This is a genomic window from Mesorhizobium sp. WSM3864 (assembly GCF_002294955.1).
GTDB lineage: Bacteria > Pseudomonadota > Alphaproteobacteria > Rhizobiales > Rhizobiaceae > Mesorhizobium.
Map to the genome: position 1 here is coordinate 90,904 of NZ_NSGD01000011.1, position 17,776 is coordinate 108,679.

Annotated in this window: 16 protein-coding genes and 1 pseudogene; 10 read left to right on the forward strand and 7 right to left on the reverse strand. The window is 64.7% G+C overall.

Annotated features, from left to right (window positions below):
• Nucleotides 1-7: 7 nt before the first annotated feature.
• From recN to CK215_RS21520, 5 genes are all read left to right on the forward strand, one after another.
• A complete protein-coding gene (gene recN, locus CK215_RS21500; protein ID WP_095832083.1) occupies nt 8-1,681 on the forward strand; it encodes a DNA repair protein RecN in 1,674 nt (557 codons plus the stop codon).
• Between the two features lie 139 nt (nt 1,682-1,820).
• Nucleotides 1,821-4,028 (forward strand): NAD-dependent DNA ligase LigA, encoded by a 2,208-nt coding sequence (gene ligA / locus CK215_RS21505; RefSeq protein WP_095832084.1) that lies wholly within the window; start codon nt 1,821-1,823, stop codon nt 4,026-4,028.
• On the forward strand, nt 4,028-4,714 hold the full coding sequence (locus tag CK215_RS21510; RefSeq protein ID WP_095832085.1) for a TIGR02453 family protein: 687 nt from the start codon (nt 4,028-4,030) through the stop codon (nt 4,712-4,714). The genes ligA and CK215_RS21510 overlap by 1 nt, the downstream gene beginning before the upstream one ends.
• Before the next feature lie 106 nt (nt 4,715-4,820).
• On the forward strand, nt 4,821-5,549 hold the full coding sequence (locus CK215_RS21515) for an AzlC family ABC transporter permease (protein WP_066990778.1): 729 nt from the start codon (nt 4,821-4,823) through the stop codon (nt 5,547-5,549).
• Nucleotides 5,546-5,842, forward strand: a complete 297-nt coding sequence (locus CK215_RS21520; protein ID WP_066990781.1) for an AzlD family protein — start codon at nt 5,546-5,548, stop codon at nt 5,840-5,842. The genes CK215_RS21515 and CK215_RS21520 overlap by 4 nt, the downstream gene beginning before the upstream one ends.
• A 3-nt stretch (nt 5,843-5,845) precedes the next feature.
• On the opposite strand, the gene CK215_RS21525 is transcribed toward CK215_RS21520, so the two are convergent.
• From CK215_RS21525 to CK215_RS21535, 3 genes are all read right to left on the reverse strand, one after another.
• Nucleotides 5,846-7,690, reverse strand: a complete 1,845-nt coding sequence (locus tag CK215_RS21525; RefSeq protein ID WP_095832086.1) for an aminopeptidase P family protein — start codon at nt 7,688-7,690, stop codon at nt 5,846-5,848.
• 96 nt (nt 7,691-7,786) lie between these two features.
• Nucleotides 7,787-8,659, reverse strand: a complete 873-nt coding sequence (locus tag CK215_RS21530) for a 50S ribosomal protein L11 methyltransferase (RefSeq protein WP_095832087.1) — start codon at nt 8,657-8,659, stop codon at nt 7,787-7,789.
• Between the two features lie 77 nt (nt 8,660-8,736).
• Nucleotides 8,737-9,321, reverse strand: a complete 585-nt coding sequence (locus CK215_RS21535) for an SCO family protein (protein ID WP_095802430.1) — start codon at nt 9,319-9,321, stop codon at nt 8,737-8,739.
• Nucleotides 9,322-9,593: 272 nt separating this feature from the next.
• Between CK215_RS21535 and CK215_RS21540 the strand changes: the two genes are divergently transcribed.
• The 3 genes and pseudogenes from CK215_RS21540 to CK215_RS21550 all read left to right on the forward strand — a co-directional run.
• On the forward strand, nt 9,594-10,022 hold the full coding sequence (locus CK215_RS21540) for a CreA family protein (protein WP_095779095.1): 429 nt from the start codon (nt 9,594-9,596) through the stop codon (nt 10,020-10,022).
• 65 nt (nt 10,023-10,087) lie between these two features.
• Complete coding sequence (locus tag CK215_RS21545; RefSeq protein ID WP_067329075.1) at nt 10,088-10,729, forward strand: DapH/DapD/GlmU-related protein; 642 nt, start codon at nt 10,088-10,090, stop codon at nt 10,727-10,729.
• 265 nt (nt 10,730-10,994) lie between these two features.
• Nucleotides 10,995-11,387, forward strand: a pseudogene (locus CK215_RS21550) (low affinity iron permease family protein); the annotation flags it as partial.
• Between the two features lie 109 nt (nt 11,388-11,496).
• On the opposite strand, the gene CK215_RS21555 reads toward CK215_RS21550, so the two are convergent.
• Complete coding sequence (locus CK215_RS21555; RefSeq protein ID WP_095832088.1) at nt 11,497-12,363, reverse strand: SDR family NAD(P)-dependent oxidoreductase; 867 nt, start codon at nt 12,361-12,363, stop codon at nt 11,497-11,499.
• Between the two features lie 149 nt (nt 12,364-12,512).
• Here CK215_RS21555 and CK215_RS21560 point away from each other — a divergent pair, with 149 nt between their 5' ends.
• Entirely contained in the window at nt 12,513-12,794 is a 282-nt protein-coding gene (locus tag CK215_RS21560; RefSeq protein WP_095832089.1) for a hypothetical protein, read from the forward strand.
• 7 nt (nt 12,795-12,801) lie between these two features.
• Here CK215_RS21560 and CK215_RS21565 read toward each other — a convergent pair whose 3' ends face one another.
• Nucleotides 12,802-13,377: a TMEM175 family protein gene (locus tag CK215_RS21565; RefSeq protein WP_095832090.1), complete on the reverse strand. Its 576-nt coding sequence runs from the start codon at nt 13,375-13,377 to the stop codon at nt 12,802-12,804.
• 140 nt (nt 13,378-13,517) lie between these two features.
• Between CK215_RS21565 and CK215_RS21570 the strand changes: the two genes are divergently transcribed.
• The gene (locus CK215_RS21570) at nt 13,518-14,726 is read left to right on the forward strand and encodes an MFS transporter (protein WP_095832091.1); all 1,209 of its coding nucleotides are present in this window, start codon (nt 13,518-13,520) and stop codon (nt 14,724-14,726) included.
• A 238-nt stretch (nt 14,727-14,964) separates the two neighbouring features.
• Here CK215_RS21570 and CK215_RS21575 read toward each other — a convergent pair whose 3' ends face one another.
• Together CK215_RS21575 and CK215_RS21580 are read right to left on the reverse strand one after the other, a co-directional pair.
• Nucleotides 14,965-16,446, reverse strand: coding sequence for an esterase-like activity of phytase family protein (locus CK215_RS21575; RefSeq protein ID WP_095832092.1), 1,482 nt, complete (start codon nt 16,444-16,446; stop codon nt 14,965-14,967).
• 243 nt (nt 16,447-16,689) lie between these two features.
• The gene (locus CK215_RS21580; protein WP_066990814.1) at nt 16,690-17,715 is read right to left on the reverse strand and encodes a LacI family DNA-binding transcriptional regulator; all 1,026 of its coding nucleotides are present in this window, start codon (nt 17,713-17,715) and stop codon (nt 16,690-16,692) included.
• Between the last annotated feature and the right edge of the window lie 61 nt (nt 17,716-17,776).

The window sequence follows — 17,776 nt, forward strand, 5'->3', positions numbered from 1 at the left end:
ACTTCTGATGCTGTCCAGACTGTCGATCCGCGATATCGTCCTGATCGAGAAGCTGGACATCGACTTCTTGCCTGGGCTTTCGGTGCTGACCGGCGAGACCGGCGCCGGCAAATCCATCCTGCTCGATGCGCTGTCGCTGGCGCTTGGCGCGCGCGGCGACGCTTCGCTCGTCCGCCATGGCGCGGCGCAGGGCCAGGTCATCGCCGTGTTCGACGTGCCGCGCAACCACCCGGCGCGCGCGCTGCTTGCCGACAACGACATCGAGGATGATGGCGACATCATCCTGCGCCGCGTGCAGACCGCCGACGGACGTACCCGCGTCTTCGTCAATGATCAGCCGTCCAGCGTGACCCTGATGCGCGACGTCGGGCGCGCGCTGGTCGAGATTCACGGCCAGCATGACGAGCGGGCGCTCGTCGATCCCGGCGCCCACCGCGAATTGCTGGACAGTTTCGGCGGCCATCTCGGCGCCGTGCGCGGCACGGGCGAAGCCTGGCGCTATTGGCGGAACTGCGAGCAGGAGCTTTCGCGGCATCGCGCCAAGGTCGAGGCGGCGGCGCGCGAGGCCGATTATCTCAGGGCCTCGGTCGCCGAGTTGGCGAAGCTCGATCCGCAGCCGGGCGAAGAAACCGAGCTTGCCGAATTGCGCGCGCAGATGATGCGCGCCGAAAAGATCACGTCCGAGATCCACGATGCGCAGGACGTGCTGTCGGGGCCGTCTTCGCCCCTGCCGCAGCTCGCCAGCCTGCTCAGGCGGCTGCAGCGCAAATCGGGTGAGGTGCCCGGCCTGCTCGAGGATGTGGTGAAGTCGCTGGACGAGGCAATGATCTCGCTCGACGCGGCGCAGTCCGGGGTCCAGACAGCACTACGCGCCACCGAATACGATCCGCAGCGCCTGGAAAAGGCGGAGGAGCGGTTGTTCTCGCTGCGCGCGGCCTCGCGCAAGCACAATGTCGCGGTCGACGATCTTGCGCAGCTGCGCGACACGATGGCGGCCGACCTTGCCGATCTCGATGCGGGCGAGGAGCGACTGCACGGGCTGCAGAAACAAGCTGCCGCCGCGCGCGAAGCTTACGACATAGCCGCGGCGCAGCTCTCTTCGCTGCGCCATGCGGCGGCGGCGGGCCTCACCAAGGCGGTGATGGCCGAACTGCCAGCCCTCAAGCTCGAGCGGGCGGAGTTCATCGTCGAGATGCTGAGCGATGCCGAAAGCCGCATGGAAGAAGGCATCGACCAGGTCGAGTTCTGGGTGCGCACCAATCCGGGCACACGGCCCGGGCCGATGATGAAGGTTGCGTCCGGCGGCGAGCTGTCGCGCTTCCTTCTGGCGCTGAAGGTGGCGCTTGCCGACCGAGGCTCGGCGCCGACCCTGGTCTTCGACGAGATCGACACCGGCGTCGGCGGCGCCGTGGCCGACGCCATCGGCCAGCGGCTGGCGAGGCTGTCGAAGCGGGTGCAGGTGCTTTCGGTCACGCATGCGCCGCAAGTGGCGGCGCGCGCCGCGACGCATTTTCTAATCTCGAAGTCCGGCGGCAAGGACCGTGTCGCCACCGGCATTGCCGAAATGGATCGCGCGGCGCGCCAGGAAGAGATCGCGCGCATGCTGGCCGGCGCGACCATCACCGATGAAGCGCGCGCCGCCGCTGAGCGTTTGCTGCGCGAGAACACCGCGGCAGCCTAGGCTTCTTGATTCCCCGGCTGGAATGCCGAGTCAGCAGGTGGCTGCATCCTGCTGTTCGGCAATGATTTTTGCGCAAGCCGACTCCTCCATACCGAATCCTGATTTATAGTGGCCCGCCACAATTCGAGGACCGCGCTTCATGTCTGAAAAACCAGTCGATTCGCTGAGCGAAAGCGAGGCCGCGGAGGAGCTGAAGCGGCTGGCGGCGGAGATCGCCGAGCACGACCGGCGCTACCATAGGGAGGATGCACCGACGATTTCGGACGCCGAATACGACGCATTGGCGCGGCGCAACCTTGCCATCGAGGGGCGCTTTCCCGATCTCGTTCGCGAGGATTCGCCGTCGCGTCGGGTCGGCGCGCCGCCGGCGGAAGGCTTCGCCAAGGTGCGGCATGCCGTGCCGATGCTGAGCCTCGCCAAGGCCTATACCGACCAGGACGTCGCCGTTTTCATCGAGCGTGGCCGGCGCTTCTTCGACCGCGACAAGGACCTCGACATCGCCTTCACGGCGGAGCCGAAGATCGACGGGCTGTCGGCATCGCTGCGCTACGAGAACGGCATCTTCGTGCAGGGCGCGACACGCGGCGACGGCGCGGTCGGCGAGGACATCACTGCTAATCTCAAGACCATTGGCGACATCCCGAAGAAGTTGCAGGGCTCGGGCTGGCCGGAGGTCATCGAAATCCGCGGCGAGGTCTACATGACCTACGCGGAGTTCGAAGCGTTGAAGCAGCGCTCGGCAGCTATTGGCGGCCAGGACTATGTCAATCCGCGCAACACGGCGGCCGGGTCGCTGCGCCAGAAGGATCCAGCCGTGACCGCCAGCCGCAATCTGAAATTCTTCGCCTATGCCTGGGGCTACACGACGGCAGATCCCGCTCCGACCCAGTACGATTCCGTGCAGAAGTTCAAGGAATGGGGTTTCAAGGTCAGTCCGCTGATGGTGCGGGCGAGGTCGATCGACGAACTCATCGCGCACTACCATCGGATCGAGGAGCAGCGTTCTTCGCTGGGCTACGACATCGACGGCGTCGTCTACAAGGTCGACCAGCTCGAGCTGCAGCGCCGCTGGGGTTTTGTCACCGGCGAGCCGCGCTGGGCAGTTGCCCACAAATTCCCGGCCGAACAGGCGATGACGACGGTCGAGAAGATCGACATCCAGGTCGGCCGCACCGGCACGCTGGCGCCGGTGGCGCGGCTGGCGCCGGTGACGGTCGGCGGCGTGGTGGTGGAAAACGTCACGCTGCACAATGAAGATTACATCAAGGGTTTTGACAGCAACGGGCAGCCGATCCGCGACGGCATTGACGTGCGCATCGGCGACACGGTGGTGATCCAGCGGGCAGGGGACGTCATCCCGCAGATCGTCAGGGTCGTCATCGACAAGCGGCCGGCCGATGCGATGCCGTATGAGTTCCCGCACACCTGCCCGATCTGCGGCTCGCCGGCGACGCGCGAGATCAACGAGAAGACCGGCAAGGAGGATTCGCGGCGCCGCTGCACCGGCGAGCTGATCTGCGCAGCGCAGGCCGTGGAGGGGCTGCGCCACTTCGTGTCGCGCGGCGCGCTCGATATCGAGGGCCTCGGCGCCGAGAACATCGACCTGTTCTTCAATGCCGGGTTGGTCAAGACCGCCGCCGACATCTTCACGCTGAAGGACCGCCGGCCGGCCGTCACCAAGGCGCTGGCGGAGCGGCGTGAGGAGCAGGCGAGACTGCGCGAGGCCGCATCGGGCAAGACGCGCAAGAATGTGCGCAGCGTCGAAGATCGCAACTACGAAAGCCTCGACAAGCTGTTTGCAGCCATCGACGCGCGCCGCGAGCCGGAGCTCGACCGCTTCATCTTCGCGCTCGGCATCCGCCATATCGGCGAGACCACGGCGGCGGTGCTTGCCCGCCAGTTCTCGACCATCGAGGAACTGATCCGCGTCGGCAAGGAGACGGCGAAGGCGCAGGATCCGCATGACGTGTTCCCGTCGATCAACGGCATCGGCGATACCGTCATCAACGCCTTGCGCGACTTCTTCGGCAATGAGCGCAATGACGACGTGCTCGATGCGCTGCTGGCGCAAGTCCATCCTAAGCCCTATGTGGTCGAAATCTCGGCCGGCAGCGAAGTTTCCGGGAAGACGGTGGTGTTCACCGGCACGCTGGAAAAGATGACGCGCTCCGAGGCCAAGGCGATGGCGGAGCGCCTGGGGGCGAAGGTCGCCGGCTCGGTTTCGGCCAAGACCGATCTGGTGGTGGCGGGTCCGGGCGCCGGCTCCAAGCTCAAGGTTGCGAGCGATCTCGGCATCGAGGTGATCGACGAGGACACCTGGCTGCAGCGCATCGGCAGGGGCGGCTGATGGCCGGAGCGTTCAAGGGTTTTGGCGAGAAGGCCATTCCGTTCCTCAAGGCGCTCGACTTCCACCAGAGCCGCGAATGGTTCCAGGAAAACCGCGGCCTGTACGAGAGTGAGCTGCACGAACCGTTCTGCGATCTCATCGAGGCACTCAGCGAGCGTTTCGCCGCGGCGAGGCTTGGCCTACGCGGCGACCGTAAGAAGTCGCTGTTCCGCATTAATCGCGACGTTCGCTTCTCCAAGGACAAGCGCCCCTACAATCGGCATTTGTCGGCAATCCTGTCGCCCGACGGCACCAAGATGGAGCAGGGCGTGTTCTATGTGCATATCGGCCTCGAGCGCTGCTTTGCCGGCGTCGCCTGGTGGCAGCCCGGACCGGAGTTGCTGCAGGCGATGCGCAAGGCGATCGTGACGAAGCCGGCCGCCTTCCGCGCCATGATTTCAGCACTGAAAAAGGCTGGACTGGAGCTGGATAGGGAAGATTGCCTGAAGCGGGCGCCGCGCGGTTTCGAGGACGTCAGCGAAGCCGATCTCGCGCAAGCCGTCCGCAACCGCCATTTCGTGGTGCGGCATGATATTGATCCCGAAACCATCTACATGGCGGCGCTGGTTGACGATCTCGTCGGCTTCACCTTGCGCGCCAAGCCGCTGCTCGATTGGGGCAGGGCGATCCAGGGCAAGGCTGCCTGAGCCGCTCAAAGCCCGGCAATCAGTTCCGCTGATCGTCGGCTCAAGCGAATTGGTGTGACAAGCGGGGCGACGCTCCCTAAATCAAGCCGCTCAAGGGAGCAGTTGGATGACGGCGGAAGCAATCTCCGAAAGCCGTGCGAGGAGCGATTTCTGGGACGGCGTGCGGTTGTCGATGCCGGTAGTGGTCGCCTCAGCGCCGTTCGCGATCCTGTTCGGCGCGATTGCCGTGGACAACGGGTTTTCGGTCCTGGAAGCATTCCTCATGAGCGCGCTGATCTTCGGCGGCGCCAGCCAGATGGTCGGCATCGAATTGTTCGGCCAGCATGTCGCGCCTTGGCTGATCGTGCTCTCGATCTTCGCGGTGAATTTCCGTCACGTGCTCTATTCCGCCGGCATCGGCCGGCGCATGGCGCATTGGCCGCTGCTGCAGCAGGCGCTAGGCTATTTCATCCTGACGGATCCGCAATATGCCGTGGCCGAGGCGCGCGCGGCCTCCGGCCGATCGGTCGGGTTCGTCTGGTATCTCGGGCTCGGCCTGCCGGTCTATGTGTTCTGGGTGGCCGAAAGCGCGCTCGGCGCGGTCTTCGGCAAGATGATCCCGGATACCCATGCGCTGGGCATCGATTTCCTGCTGCCGATCTATTTCCTCGGCCTGGTTCTCGGCTTCCGCAAACGGCCGCTGTGGCTGCCGGTGGTCGTCGCCAGCGCGGCCGCCTCGATCGTCGCCTACAAGACGGTCGGCTCGCCCTGGCATGTCTCGATCGGCGCCATTGCCGGCGTCCTTCTGGCGGTCATTCTGCCGCCGCATCATAGCGGCGTGGGGAAGCGCACATGAGCACGACCTTCTGGATCATCCTCGCCGGCGCCGTCGCCACCTATCTCACCCGTGTTGGCGGCCATCTCGTCATCTCGCGCTTCGAGACCGTCCACCCGCGCGTCGAGGCCGGCCTCAACGCCGTGCCGGCCGCTGTGCTGACGACACTTGTGGCGCCTGCCGCGCTCGGCGCCGGACCGGCCGAATGGGCAGCGCTGATCGTCACCGCGCTGGTGTCGCTGCGCGGCGGCCTGATGGCGATGTTTCTGGGCGGCGCGGCGGTGCTGATCGTCGCCAGGCAGTTCGTCGGCTAGAAGTCAGATCTTGGCGTCGTGCGGCAGCGGCGCCGTGGCTTTCTCCAGCCAGGCCAGCGTCTCGCCGTCCACCATCGGACCGATCTCGGCCAGAACCCGCGCGTGATACTGGTCGAGCCAGTGCAGTTCGTCGCGGGTCAGCAAGTCGCTGCGGATGAGGCGCTTGTCGATCGGCGCCAGCGTCAGCGTCTCGAAGCCGTGCATGGCGATGTCGCCGCCCTCGATCTGCTCGGCAGGCGTGACCAGGACCAGGTTCTCGATGCGAATGCCGTAGGACCCTTCCTTGTAATAGCCCGGCTCGTTGGACAGCATCATGCCGGCAAGCAGTTTCTCGGTGCCGGTGCGGGCGATGCGCTGCGGGCCCTCATGCACGGCGAGGTAAGAGCCGACGCCATGGCCGGTGCCGTGGGCGAAGTCGCAGCCGTGCTTCCACAGCGCCACGCGGGCGACGGCATCGATTTCCGAACCGCGCGTGCCGGCCGGAAAGCGCAGCATTGAGATGCCGATCATGCCCTTGAGCACCAGTGTGAAGCGCTCGCGCATCTCCTCGGTCGGCTGGCCGATCGGCACGGTGCGGGTGATGTCGGTGGTGCCGTCCTGGTATTGTCCGCCGGAATCGAGCAGGAACAGCTCGCCGCTTTGCAGCTTGCGGCTGGTGGCGCGGGAGACCCGGTAATGCATGATGGCGCCGTTCGGGCCGGCGCCGGAAATCGTGTCGAAGGAGACGTCGCGCAGCGGCATCTGCGTTTCCTCGCCGGTCTGGCGCCGCACCGCCTCGAGCTTGGTCACGACGTCGATCTCGTCGAGCGTATCCGGCTGCTGCCGGTCGAGCCAGCAGAGCAGCTTGGCGACTGCGGCGCCGTCGCGGCGGTGCGCTGCGCGGCTGCCGGCGGCCTCGGTCTGGTTCTTGGTGGCGCGAGGAATGCGGGCGGGGTCCGGCGCAGAGACAACGATGCCGCCATTGCCCTCGACCAGCATCTTGAGCTTTTCCGCCGCCAGAACGGGATCGAGCGCGATTTTTGCGCCGCTCTTGGCGAGGTTGGCGACCGCCGCTTCGAATTCGCCTGGATCGTGCGGATCGGCGAGCTGGGTGAGATAGGCCGCGACCTGGCGCGAAAATTTGCGCTGGTCCATAAAGAGTTGATGCTTGCCGTCGGCGGCAAGAATGACGAAGCCGAGCGCCAGCGGCGTATGCGCCACGTCACCGCCGCGGATGTTGAAGGCCCAGGCGATGGAAGAAGGGTCGGTGAGCACGGCGTGCGTCGCGCCCTCCTTTTCGATCGCGCCCGCCAGCCGCGCCAGCTTGTCCTTGGCGAGCTCGCCGGCGAAGGCGATCGGATGGAGTTCCACGGGTGCGCGCGGCGGCTCGGGCTGATCTTCCCAGATGATATCGATCGGATTCTTCTCGAGCGGCACCAGTGTCGCGCCGGACTGCTCGGCCGAGGCTTTCAATGCCTTGATCTCGCCGATCGTGTGCAGCCACGGGTCGAAGCCGAGCCTGGCCCCTTTGCCGAGATTGTCCTTGATCCAGGAGGCCGGCGGATTGTCGACGAGGCTCTCGACGGTGAAGATCGAAAGATCGACCTCATTGCGCACCTGCAGCGTGTAGCGGCCGTCAACGAAGATGAAGGCGCGGTCGCGCAGGATGATGGCGACGCCGGCTGAGCCGGAAAAGCCGGTCAGCCATTTCAGCCGGGCCGACCTGTCGGCGACATATTCGCCCTGATGCTCGTCGGCGCGCGGCACCATGAAGCCGTCCAGCTTGTTCTCGGCCAGCCATTGGCGCAGCGTCGCCACGCGCGGCTTGCCGACAGCCGGATCGCCGGCGGAATCAAAGGTCTGGAACATTTTTCCGCATCTCCTCGAATGGCTCGCGCGACCGTAGCGCAAGGTCTTCGAAACCGGAATCGATTTCGACAGGGCCAGTCTTGAACGATCCGGTTTTCAGCGCTTGAGGTGAATGGTCACCCAGCCCTCGCGGTGCAAGGTGCGGACGTGGCGGAAGCTTTGGCCGACATAGGCCGAGATCACCGCATCGCGCTGACGGTCGAGAATGCCGGAGAGCACCAGCGAGCCGCCGAGCCTGATGTGCCTGGCCATCTCGGGCGCCAACCGCATCAGCGGGCGCGCCAGGATATTGGCGACGATGAGGTCGAAGGGCGCGCGCCTAGAGAAGATCGGATGGTGGAAGCCGGGCGCCGTCACCGTCTCGACAAGCGCCTTCACTTGATTGAGTCGCGCATTGGTCGCAGCGACGCGAACGGCGACCGGATCGATGTCGGTCGCCAGCACCGGGATGTGCGCGAGCTTGGCCAGCGCTATCGCCAGCACGGCACTGCCGGTGCCGAGGTCGAGCGCGTTGCCGGGGCGTTCGCGCAGCACCACCTGTTCCAGCAGTTCGAGGCAGCCGGCCGTGGTGCCGTGATGGCCGGTGCCGAAGGCAAGACCCGCCTCGATCTCAATGGCGAGGTCACCGCTGCGGCGCTTGTCGCGATCATGCGCGCCGTGGACAAAGAAACGCCCGGCGCGGACCGGCTTCAGTCCTTCGAGCGAGCGTGCAACCCAGTCGATGTCGGGGAGCGCCTCGCGCTCGACCTGCTTCGGCAGGGCGAGGTCCGCGAGTATGCCGTTGATCCGGACTGCGACGGCATCGACATCGCCATCGGCATAGAGCGACACTTCGTGGATGTCATTGGCCTCGTCGACCTCCAGCAGGGCAAGCGGCAGGCCTTCGTCCTCGAAAGCTGCATCAAGCGCCGCGAAGATGCGGTCAGCCTCGGCCTTGCCCGCGGTGAAATGGAACCTGGTCTGCCCCATCAGGGCGACTCATGTTTGAGCGTGATCATTTCCGAGAACCGGTTCCACTTGTTGCTACGCAAACCTTCGGTTCGGGATCACGCCTGGCCGCCTGCTGCGAGCCGCTTCAGCTTCGCAATAGCCGTGTCGGCGCTTTCGCCATAGGCGATGGTGCCGGCAAACTCGCCCTTGGCGTTGAGGAGCAGCACGGAGGCCGTGTGGTCCATCGTGTAATCGCCGTCGCCGGTGTCGACCTTCTTCCAGTAGATGCCGAAGGCCTTAGCCATTGCATGCACCTTGTCCGGGTCGCCGGTGATGCCGGTGATGCGGTCGGAGAAGTTGCCGACGTAGGAATTGATGATCTGCGGCGTGTCCCGCTCCGGGTCGACCGTGACGAAGTAGGCGTTGAGGTTCTTGCCGCTGTCGCCCATCGTCTTCAGCCAGCCGGCCATTTCGAACAGCGTTGTCGGGCAGACTTCCGGACAATGCGTGAAGCCGAAGAAGACCACGCTTGGGTGGCCCCGGAACGCGGCCTCGGTGATCGGCGCGTTCTTCTGGTCGATCAGTGTGAACGGTGCGCCGTAGGGCTGGCCGCCATAATGGCCGCGATACCAGTCGAAAGTGAGCCAGCCGATGCCCGCCGCCATCAGGACGAGGATGCCGACCAGAATTGAGCGCATCATCAGAAACTATCCGTCGCGATCGTCGCGGCCCGGCGGATCCGGCGCGAGCCTGTTCGGCGACAGTCTTAGCGGTTTGGCGGCGCGCGCGCAAAGAGGTCGCGTTGCCGCAACCACGAGACCTTGCGCCTCCGTCGCGACGATCATCGAATGGCTTGCAAATGCCATTGTCCTGTCCCACCTGACATCGGCTAAACGCAAAACCCGAGGAGGCTTCCTTGCGAAAACTGATCGGCTTGATTGCCGCCTGCGTTGCCCTCGGCGCCGGCGCAGTGATGGCGGACGAGGTCGGCAAGGTCGGCGTCGACTGGGTCGGCAACGACATCATGATCGATGCGATCAAGGATCCAAAGGTCGACGGCGTCACCTGCCACGTCGCCTATTTCGACCGCAGCATCATCGATCGGTTGCACAAGGGCAACTGGTTCGAAGATCCGTCGGACTCGTCGATCTCCTGCCGGCAGACCGGACCGATCACCATCGGCGACATCGACATGAGCGAGCGCGGCGAAGAGGTGTTCAAGCAGGGCCTCAGCCTGATCTGGAAGAAACAGGTGGTGAACCGCATCTACGACAAGAAGAACGAGACGCTGATCTATCTCTCGCATTCGCGCCAGGTCCAGAACGGCTCAGCGAAGATGTCGGTCACGACCGTGCCGCTCTATGGCCAGAACGTCGTGTGGACCAAGGGCAAGCCGCAATAGGCTCCGATCCGCCCGGATGATTGGTCCCGCTTGCGGGGCCAATCGCTCGGGCGTAAAGCCGCGCCATGGACCGTCCTGAACATCTCGTTGCGAAGGATCCCGAGCCGCGCATCCATCCAACCGCGGAGCTGAAGGGGTGCAAGCTTGGCCGCTATGCATCGATCGGCGAGCGGGTGATCCTGCGCGACGTGACGGTCGGCGATTTTTCCTATTTCGAGCGTCATTCGGAAGCGATCTACACGACGATCGGCAAGTTCTGCTCCATCGCCGCCAACAGCCGCATCAACGCGCTCGAGCATCCGATCGAGCGGCTGACCCAGCACAAGGTAAGCTACCGGCCCAACGAATATTTCCGCTGGCTTGGCGTCGACGCGGCATTTCGAGAGCGGCGGCAGGCAAAGCCGGTCAGCATCGGGAACGATGTCTGGATCGGCCATGGCGCCGTCATCATGCCAGGCATCATGATCGGCAATGGCGCCGTCATCGGTGCCAACGCGGTGGTGACGCAGGACGTGCCGCCTTACGCTATCGTCGCCGGCGTTCCGGCCAAACCCTTGCGCCAGCGCTTTAGCGCCGACGTGGCGGCGCGTATTGAAGACCTCGCCTGGTGGGACTGGACGCCGGAAAAACTCGCCAGGGCGATCCCGGACATGCAGTCGTTGCCGATCGAGGCCTTCCTCGATCGTTGGGAAAACGCCGCGACCTGAACCCGTGAAGCGCGCCCCTTCCGCCATGCGGGGGTGGCGCGGCGGAAGGGGCCGGCGGTAAGCCGCCGTGAAGCGGAACGAGCAGGCTTTCGACCTGCACCGGCACTATGGCAACAAACGCATAGGGTGTTTTTTCGTCGTCATGCGCCTCCCGCGTGTATGCGATTGCAGGCGCGTGCAGGCGGAAAATCGGGCCGGCGGGAACCGGAGAGGCCGGCCCTTGTTTCTCTCGAAATACCGCGCTCTTGCGTTTTGTGAGGACTGGATGATCGAAAAGCTTTTCACCAAGGTTGCCAATTGGGTGGCTCACCTGGCCGGTATGCCTTTGACTTTTGCCGTCTGCGTTCTGATCGTAGTGATCTGGGCGGCGACTGGGCCGGTCTTCGGCTTCTCGGATACCTGGCAACTGGTGATCAACACTGGGACAACCATCATCACCTTCCTGATGGTGTTCCTGATCCAGAACACGCAGAACCGCGATGGCGCCGCAATCCAGACCAAGCTCGACGAGTTGATTCGCGTCAGCGAGGCCCACAACCATTTCATCGGCATCGAGCACCTGACGGAATCGGAGGTCGAGGAGATCCGCGCCAAATGCGAAGCGGCGGCAAAACGGCACGACCGCAAGATCGCCGAAACAGCGGCCAAGCAGGCTATGACGATAAAAAACGGTTCCGGGCGCGACCGCAAGATCGCTGAGGTGGCCGCCAAGAAGACCGTGCCAGGGAAGGCAAGCTCCAAGAAGAAGGCACCGCCTGAACGGCCCGTCAGCGGTTCATAAAGGCGGCGAAAGCGTCCTTGTGATCCGGATGCCAGCGCGACAAAGCGGGGCGGTTTTCGATGATGTCGCCGATCGCCCAGGCCATGCGCTTTTCATCCACGGGCCGAGCGACCTCGTTGTCCGGGCAAAGAATGTAGAAGTCGTCCTGCTTGAGCGATGCCAGCATGAAATCGATCACCTGCTCGCCCGTCCAGGCGCCGGCCGGCTTTTCCGTCGCGCCCTCGGTCAGGCCGGTATAGGTGAAGCCGGGGATCAGCAAATGCGCGGAAAGCTTCGCTCCAGGCTCGTTGCGCAACGCATGGGCCAGGCCCTCGGTGAAGGTCTTCACGCCCGCCTTGGAGACATTGTAGGCGAGATTGCCGGGCGGCGTGGTGATGCCTTGCTTGGATCCGGTGTTGATGATCAGGCCGGGCTCGCCCGCAGCCAGCATGCGCGGCGCAAAGGCCTCGACACCATGCACGACGCCCCAGAAATTGATGTCCAGCAGCCGTTTCCAGGCTTCACGATTTTCCCACGGCTTGCCGGGATTGTTGCCGACGCCGGCATTGTTCATCAGTACCGAAACCGCACCGAATGCACCGTAGGCGAGGTCCGCGAGCCGGTCGACTTCGTCGGCCTTGGAGACGTCGGTGGGGATAGGGAGAACGGCATCGTCCCCGGCAATGACGGCGACCGCCTGCCGGGCCTGGTCGAGGCGCACGCCGCCTATGTCGGCAAGCACGGTCTTCATGCCCATGGCCGCGAAGCGCTTCGCGGCGGCCAGGCCTATGCCGCTGGCGCCACCGGTGACGACGGCCACATTGCCGGAGGCGAAAGCGGGCAGGGCGGTCTGGATTTCGGCGTCGCTGGTCATGGTTGATGTCCTTATTCCGGGTCGAGCCGAACTTAACGCCGGTCAGGGCCGAGGCAAGCCTTGATCGCTGCAATCATCGACGGCGGTAGCGGCAATGGGTTGACCGCAACAGCTTGCCCCGCGCATGCTGCCGGAAAAGGAGTTCGGCATTGACCGATTGGATCGGAATCCTGAAGGAGCAGACCGCCGCCGGCGAACAGATGGGCCGGGATGTGCCGAAGATGCTCGCCAACCCCGACATCAGCGAGGCGCAGGTCAAGACACTGTTTTCGGCACTGGAGCAACAGGCGGACTTCGCGGAAAAGCTGCGCCTGGCGCTGGAGAAGTTCGGCCATGACTTTCCCGTCATCAAGGCCGCAGAGCGGCTGGAAGAGCGCTATGCCGACCTTGCCGCCTCGGCGGCAGAAAAACTGAAAGCGATGCGGCAGTAAGAACCCGCTATCTTTCCACGAGACGCTCGAACCGCCTGTCCGGAGTGAACCAGATAATTGCCACCAGGACGTAGATCGCCACGCTGATCCACTGGCTGAACGAGGTCAGCAGAACGGCGGCAATGTAGAACGCCAGCGAAATGTTACCCTTGCGGTCATGGCCCACGGCTCTGGCGAAGGTAGTGTCGGCACCGTGCAGGTGGCGAAGCTTGAAGACCAGGATGGTATAGGCAACGGCGCAAAGCGCGAGGTCGATGCCGTAGACGGCGACCGGCACCGGGGCGAAGTGGTTCTCGCCCATGAAGGCGGTCGTCACCGGCATCAGCGACAGCCAGAACAGGAGGTTGAGGTTGGCCCACAGCACCCGGCCGTCGACACGCTGCACGGTATGGAACATGTTGTGCAGATTGTTCCAGTAAATGCCGACATTGATGAAGGACAAGACGTAGCAGAAGAAGATCGGCCAAAGCGGCGCCAGCGCGGCAAGGTCCTCGCCATGCGGCACTTTAAGCTCCAGCACCATGATCGTGATGATGATAGCGACAACGCCATCGGTGAAGGCTTCGACCCGGCCCTTGCCCATGGTTCTTCCCTCCTCGTTTAACGAACGTTACGGGAGGATTTCGCGCGAGACCATACTGCCATAACTGTCAGGAGAGCGTTCGGCATTCGGAACAGCCGCAATTGCGCGGACGTTGGGCTTGCAACCAAGCGGAGGTCGCGATGGCCGGCTACACTCAAACCATGAAGCGCGACAACGAACTTGGCGGCGGTGTCGCAAGAGCCGCGGTTGCCGCTATGATAGCTGCACTGTTTGCCGGCAGCACGGCTCTGACGCCACTCTATGTCATCTATAAACAAGCCTTCGGGTTCTCGCAGATCACCCTGACATTGGTCTATGCCGTCTATGTGGTCGGCAATTTGGCCGCACTTCTGTTTTTCGGCCGATTGTCCGATGTCATCGGTCGCCGTCCGGCAGCCATGGCGGCGATGGGCGTGGCCGTGGTCAGCGCGCTGTTTTTCCTCTTGGCTGAAAACCTGATGTGGCTCGACATCGCCCGTATCCTCAGCGGGCTCGGCATCGGGATCGGCGCGGGAACCGGCACCGCTTGGCTCGCTGAGCTGATCGAAGGGGAGGACAAGTCACGCGCGGCTGTCATCGCTACCAGCACCAATTTCGTCGGTCTCGGGGTCGGCGCACTGATGTCGGGATTGCTCGCCCAATACGCGCCTTGGCCGCTCAGGCTGACATTTGCCGTTTATCTGGTCCTGCTTGCGCTGATCACGCTGCTGATCTGGCGCACTCAGGAAACAGTCTCCAGGCCCGGACGACTCTCCGACGTCTCAATGCAGCCGCGGCTTTCGGTCCCCGACAAAATCCGCGCGCAATTCGTGGCGCCGGCGGTGACCGGCTTCGGCGCCATGGCGCTGGTCGGTTTCTACGCCGCGCTCGCGCCAAGCATTCTGGCACAGCAGCTCCATGCGACCAACCACGCCGAGGCCGGCGGGCTGTTCTTCGAACTGTCGATCGTGGCAGCGGCGGCGATCCTGGCGACAGCGCGCCTGTCCAGTCGCTTCACGATGCTCGCCGCGCTAGTTCTGATGGTCCCGACCGTGGCGCTGATCGTCGCGGCGCAGGCCTTCGCCTCCATGACGATGATGATCGTTGCCACAGGCTTTTGCGGCGTGGCGGCGGCACTCGGCTATCGCGGTGGCCTGCAGGTGGTGAACCAGATCGCGCCGGGCGACCGACGCGCCGAAGTGGTCTCGGCCTTCTTCATCTGCTGCTTCTGCGGCAATGCGCTGCCGGTCATCGGCATCGGCGTGCTGTCGGGTTGGACGAGCGCGACGGTGGCAAGCCTGGCCTTCGCCGGCATGATCACCATCTTCTCGCTGGTGGCGCTCGGGTTCGGCGCCAGATACGCGCGATAGTTCACCCTTTCGGTGTCTCGACGAGATTGGCGCGCCGGCGCGGCACGCCGAACCCGGTGTCCAGCGGTTCGCCTGCGGCCGGAGGGTCCTCGGAGATGGGGCCGCTTGTCAGGTCGCCGGTCCCCGGCGAGCGGGCTTGTTGTCGTCCATGGCGGGCACCGAAGATGCATCAGGCCCGCGATGGTATCGCAGCCTGATGCTTCTGCATCCGTTGGGGCTGGGCCAGATGCCTTCGCAACTAGTTTGCGGCGAGACTGTTCCCCGACAGGCCGGGCAGGGTAACCTGGTAGACCAGGAAGGTGGTGTCGACATCGGCGCCATCCTCGGCCTTGTACGGGGCACCGACCTGGAAGCCGTCCTGGGTGAGAAAGTCGTTGTCGTTGGCGACGAACAGGAAATAGTCGTCGGGCAGCTTCGGGTCCAGCACGCTCACCAGCGACATCGCCTCCCACTTCTCCGAGAGGTTGTTCCTGTCGTTCGGCGCGCCGTTGTGCAGGCCGAAACGGCCGAGTTCGCCCTTGTCGTTGATGTCGATGAACGAGGTGAGCTTGGCCGGCGTCACCGACGGATCGAGCACGCCTTTCGGCGCAACCGGCTTGTCGGCGGCGTCGAGCGGGCCGTTGGCGATATCGGTAGCGGCGGAAAGGTCTACGATCTCGATCTTGCGGTAGACCGACTCGGCGTCCTTCAGCCCCTGGCCGTTGCCGCTGTCGCGTGCCAGCATCAGAAAGCTCTTGTCGGACAGCGCCACGATCTCGCTCTGCGCGGCCACCTTGGTCTTGCCCTTGGCGTCCTTGAACACCGGCAGCGGCACGACATATTCGTGCGCCAGCTTGAGGTGGGCAAGGTCGGAGCCGTCATAGACCAGCGCGCGGGCATTCCGGCGGGTCGAGCCGGAATCGCCGCCATCCTGGCGCGGCGCCGACTGCAGCACGACGATCAGGAACTTGCCGTCCGGCGTCATCGACATGCCTTCGAGGCCCTGATTGTTCTGGCGGCCGGTCTCGGGATCCTTGGGATCCGGCTCGGCGGCACCCGGGCCAGGATTGTCGGAAGCGAAGTTCGGCTTGCCATGGCGCATCGGCACCAGGGCCGCCGGCGGCTGCGTCGCCGAGATCAGGCGGCCGTCGGCCGAAAAGCGATAGATGTTGGGGCCATATTCGTCGGAAATGAACATGGTGCCGTCGGGCAGGCGCACGATCGCCTCGTCGTCGAGCGAAAGCTTGCCGTTGTCGGCCTGCGGCAGGATCGGCATGTCGCCGGCAGCGGGGCGCACGCCGTTGAGCGGGTCGAGGCCGGTGGCGTCGGCGCCCTTGTCGTCGGTCAGAAGCATGGTGTCGGCGAGCGTTGTCTTGACGCCCGACTGTTCCTGGCCGGCGGCGGGCGCCGCGCCCGGGGCGGTCGGGGTCAGCTCGATTGCAATTGTGTTCAAGCGGGGCCGGTAGTCGGTGGTGCCGGCGACGTTGTAGCCGCGGTCCGGCAGCAGCCAGAGCGAGCCTTTGTAGCCGGCGCCGTCACGCGCCCAGCTCTCGGCGTCGATCGCCATGCCGGAGCCCGAACCAAAGGTCTCGCCGAACTTGTCCTTCTGGCTGGCGGGGATGCGGCCAACGCCGACCAGCCCCTTGTTGACATAGCCAACACCCTCGGCGAGCGCAGGGCTCAGCACGGTGAACAGGGCGATTGCCGCGCCAAGCGCGACGGTTCGGTTGAGGTGCTTCATGATGTCCCCATATAACGAGCAGAGCCGGAATGGCGTCACATCGGGTCTAGGACGCGAACATGATACTTGCGTGACAGGAGTGGGGCTCCTTCCTTCTCCCCCTGTGGGAGAAGGTGGATCGGCGCGCAGCGCCGAGACGGATGAGGGTGTTCCAGCGGAGCGAGACGTTGGCTTTCCCTGGAGCTCCCCTCATCCGTCGCCTTCGGCGACACCTTCTCCCGCAAGGGGAGAAGGAGAGGGTGCTCAATCGCTCTCGCGCGCGACGAGCTCCAGCGGCCAGACTTCGCGGATCGTGCGTGGCCCCTCCGGACCGGCATGGGCCGGGAGTGACGCCAGCAGCATCTCGGCCAGCCGCCGGCCCATCGGCTCCAGCGCCGGACGGAAGGCGGTCAGCGTCGGCGAGAAGTAGCGGCAGAGCGGCGTGTCGACGATGACGATCACCGCGATGTCGTGGCCGGGCCTGATGCCCATCTCGGCCAGTGCCTTGCAGCCGCCGAGCGCCATCGCGTCATTGTTGAAGATGATGGCTGTCGGCCGGTCCTTGGAGAGCATGACACGCGGCGTCACCTGGTAGCCGCCGGTCTCGTTGATGAAGCCGTCGGCGATCAGGCCGGGGTCGACTTCGATGCCGTGCCGCTTCAGAGCCTTGCGGTAGCCGTCGAGGAACAGGTAGCCGAAGTTGAGATCAAGCGAAGGGCGGATGGCAGCTATGCGGCGGTGGCCGCGCGCAACCAGCCGGTCGACGGCTTCATCACCCGCCCTCTCGAAATCGATATCGAGCGAAGGATAGGTGTCGCCGCCGGATTGACTTCGGCCAAGCGTGGCGAAGGGAAAGCCGGCCTTGCTCAGATAGTCGATCCGATCGTCTTCCCGCCGTGTATTGGCCAACACGACCGCGTCGGCCCGGCGCGTCTCAACCACGCGGCGCAGCCGCTCCTGCTGATATTGGCCGGGCTCGCCCATGACGACCATCAGATCCAGGTCATGCTCGGCGAGCCGCGCCTGCAGGCCGGTCAGGAACGGAATGAAGAACGGCTCGCCATATTGCTGGTCGCCGGGATGCGGCTGCAGCATGAAGGCGATCGAGCGGGTGGCGCCCTGGCGCAGGCTGCGGCCCGATTGGTTGGGCGAATAGTTCAGCTTCCTGGCCGCCTCGAGCACGCGCTGGCGCGTCTCCGCATTGACGTCGGCGCGGCCGTTCAGCGCTCGCGACACGGTGCCGATCGAAATGTTCAGGTGACGCGCGAGATCGTGGATGCTGGACGCCAAGGCAGGTTCTCCCCCTGACTTCGCTAGCACCGGCCGGCGTTCAGGCCAAGCAGCGGATGTC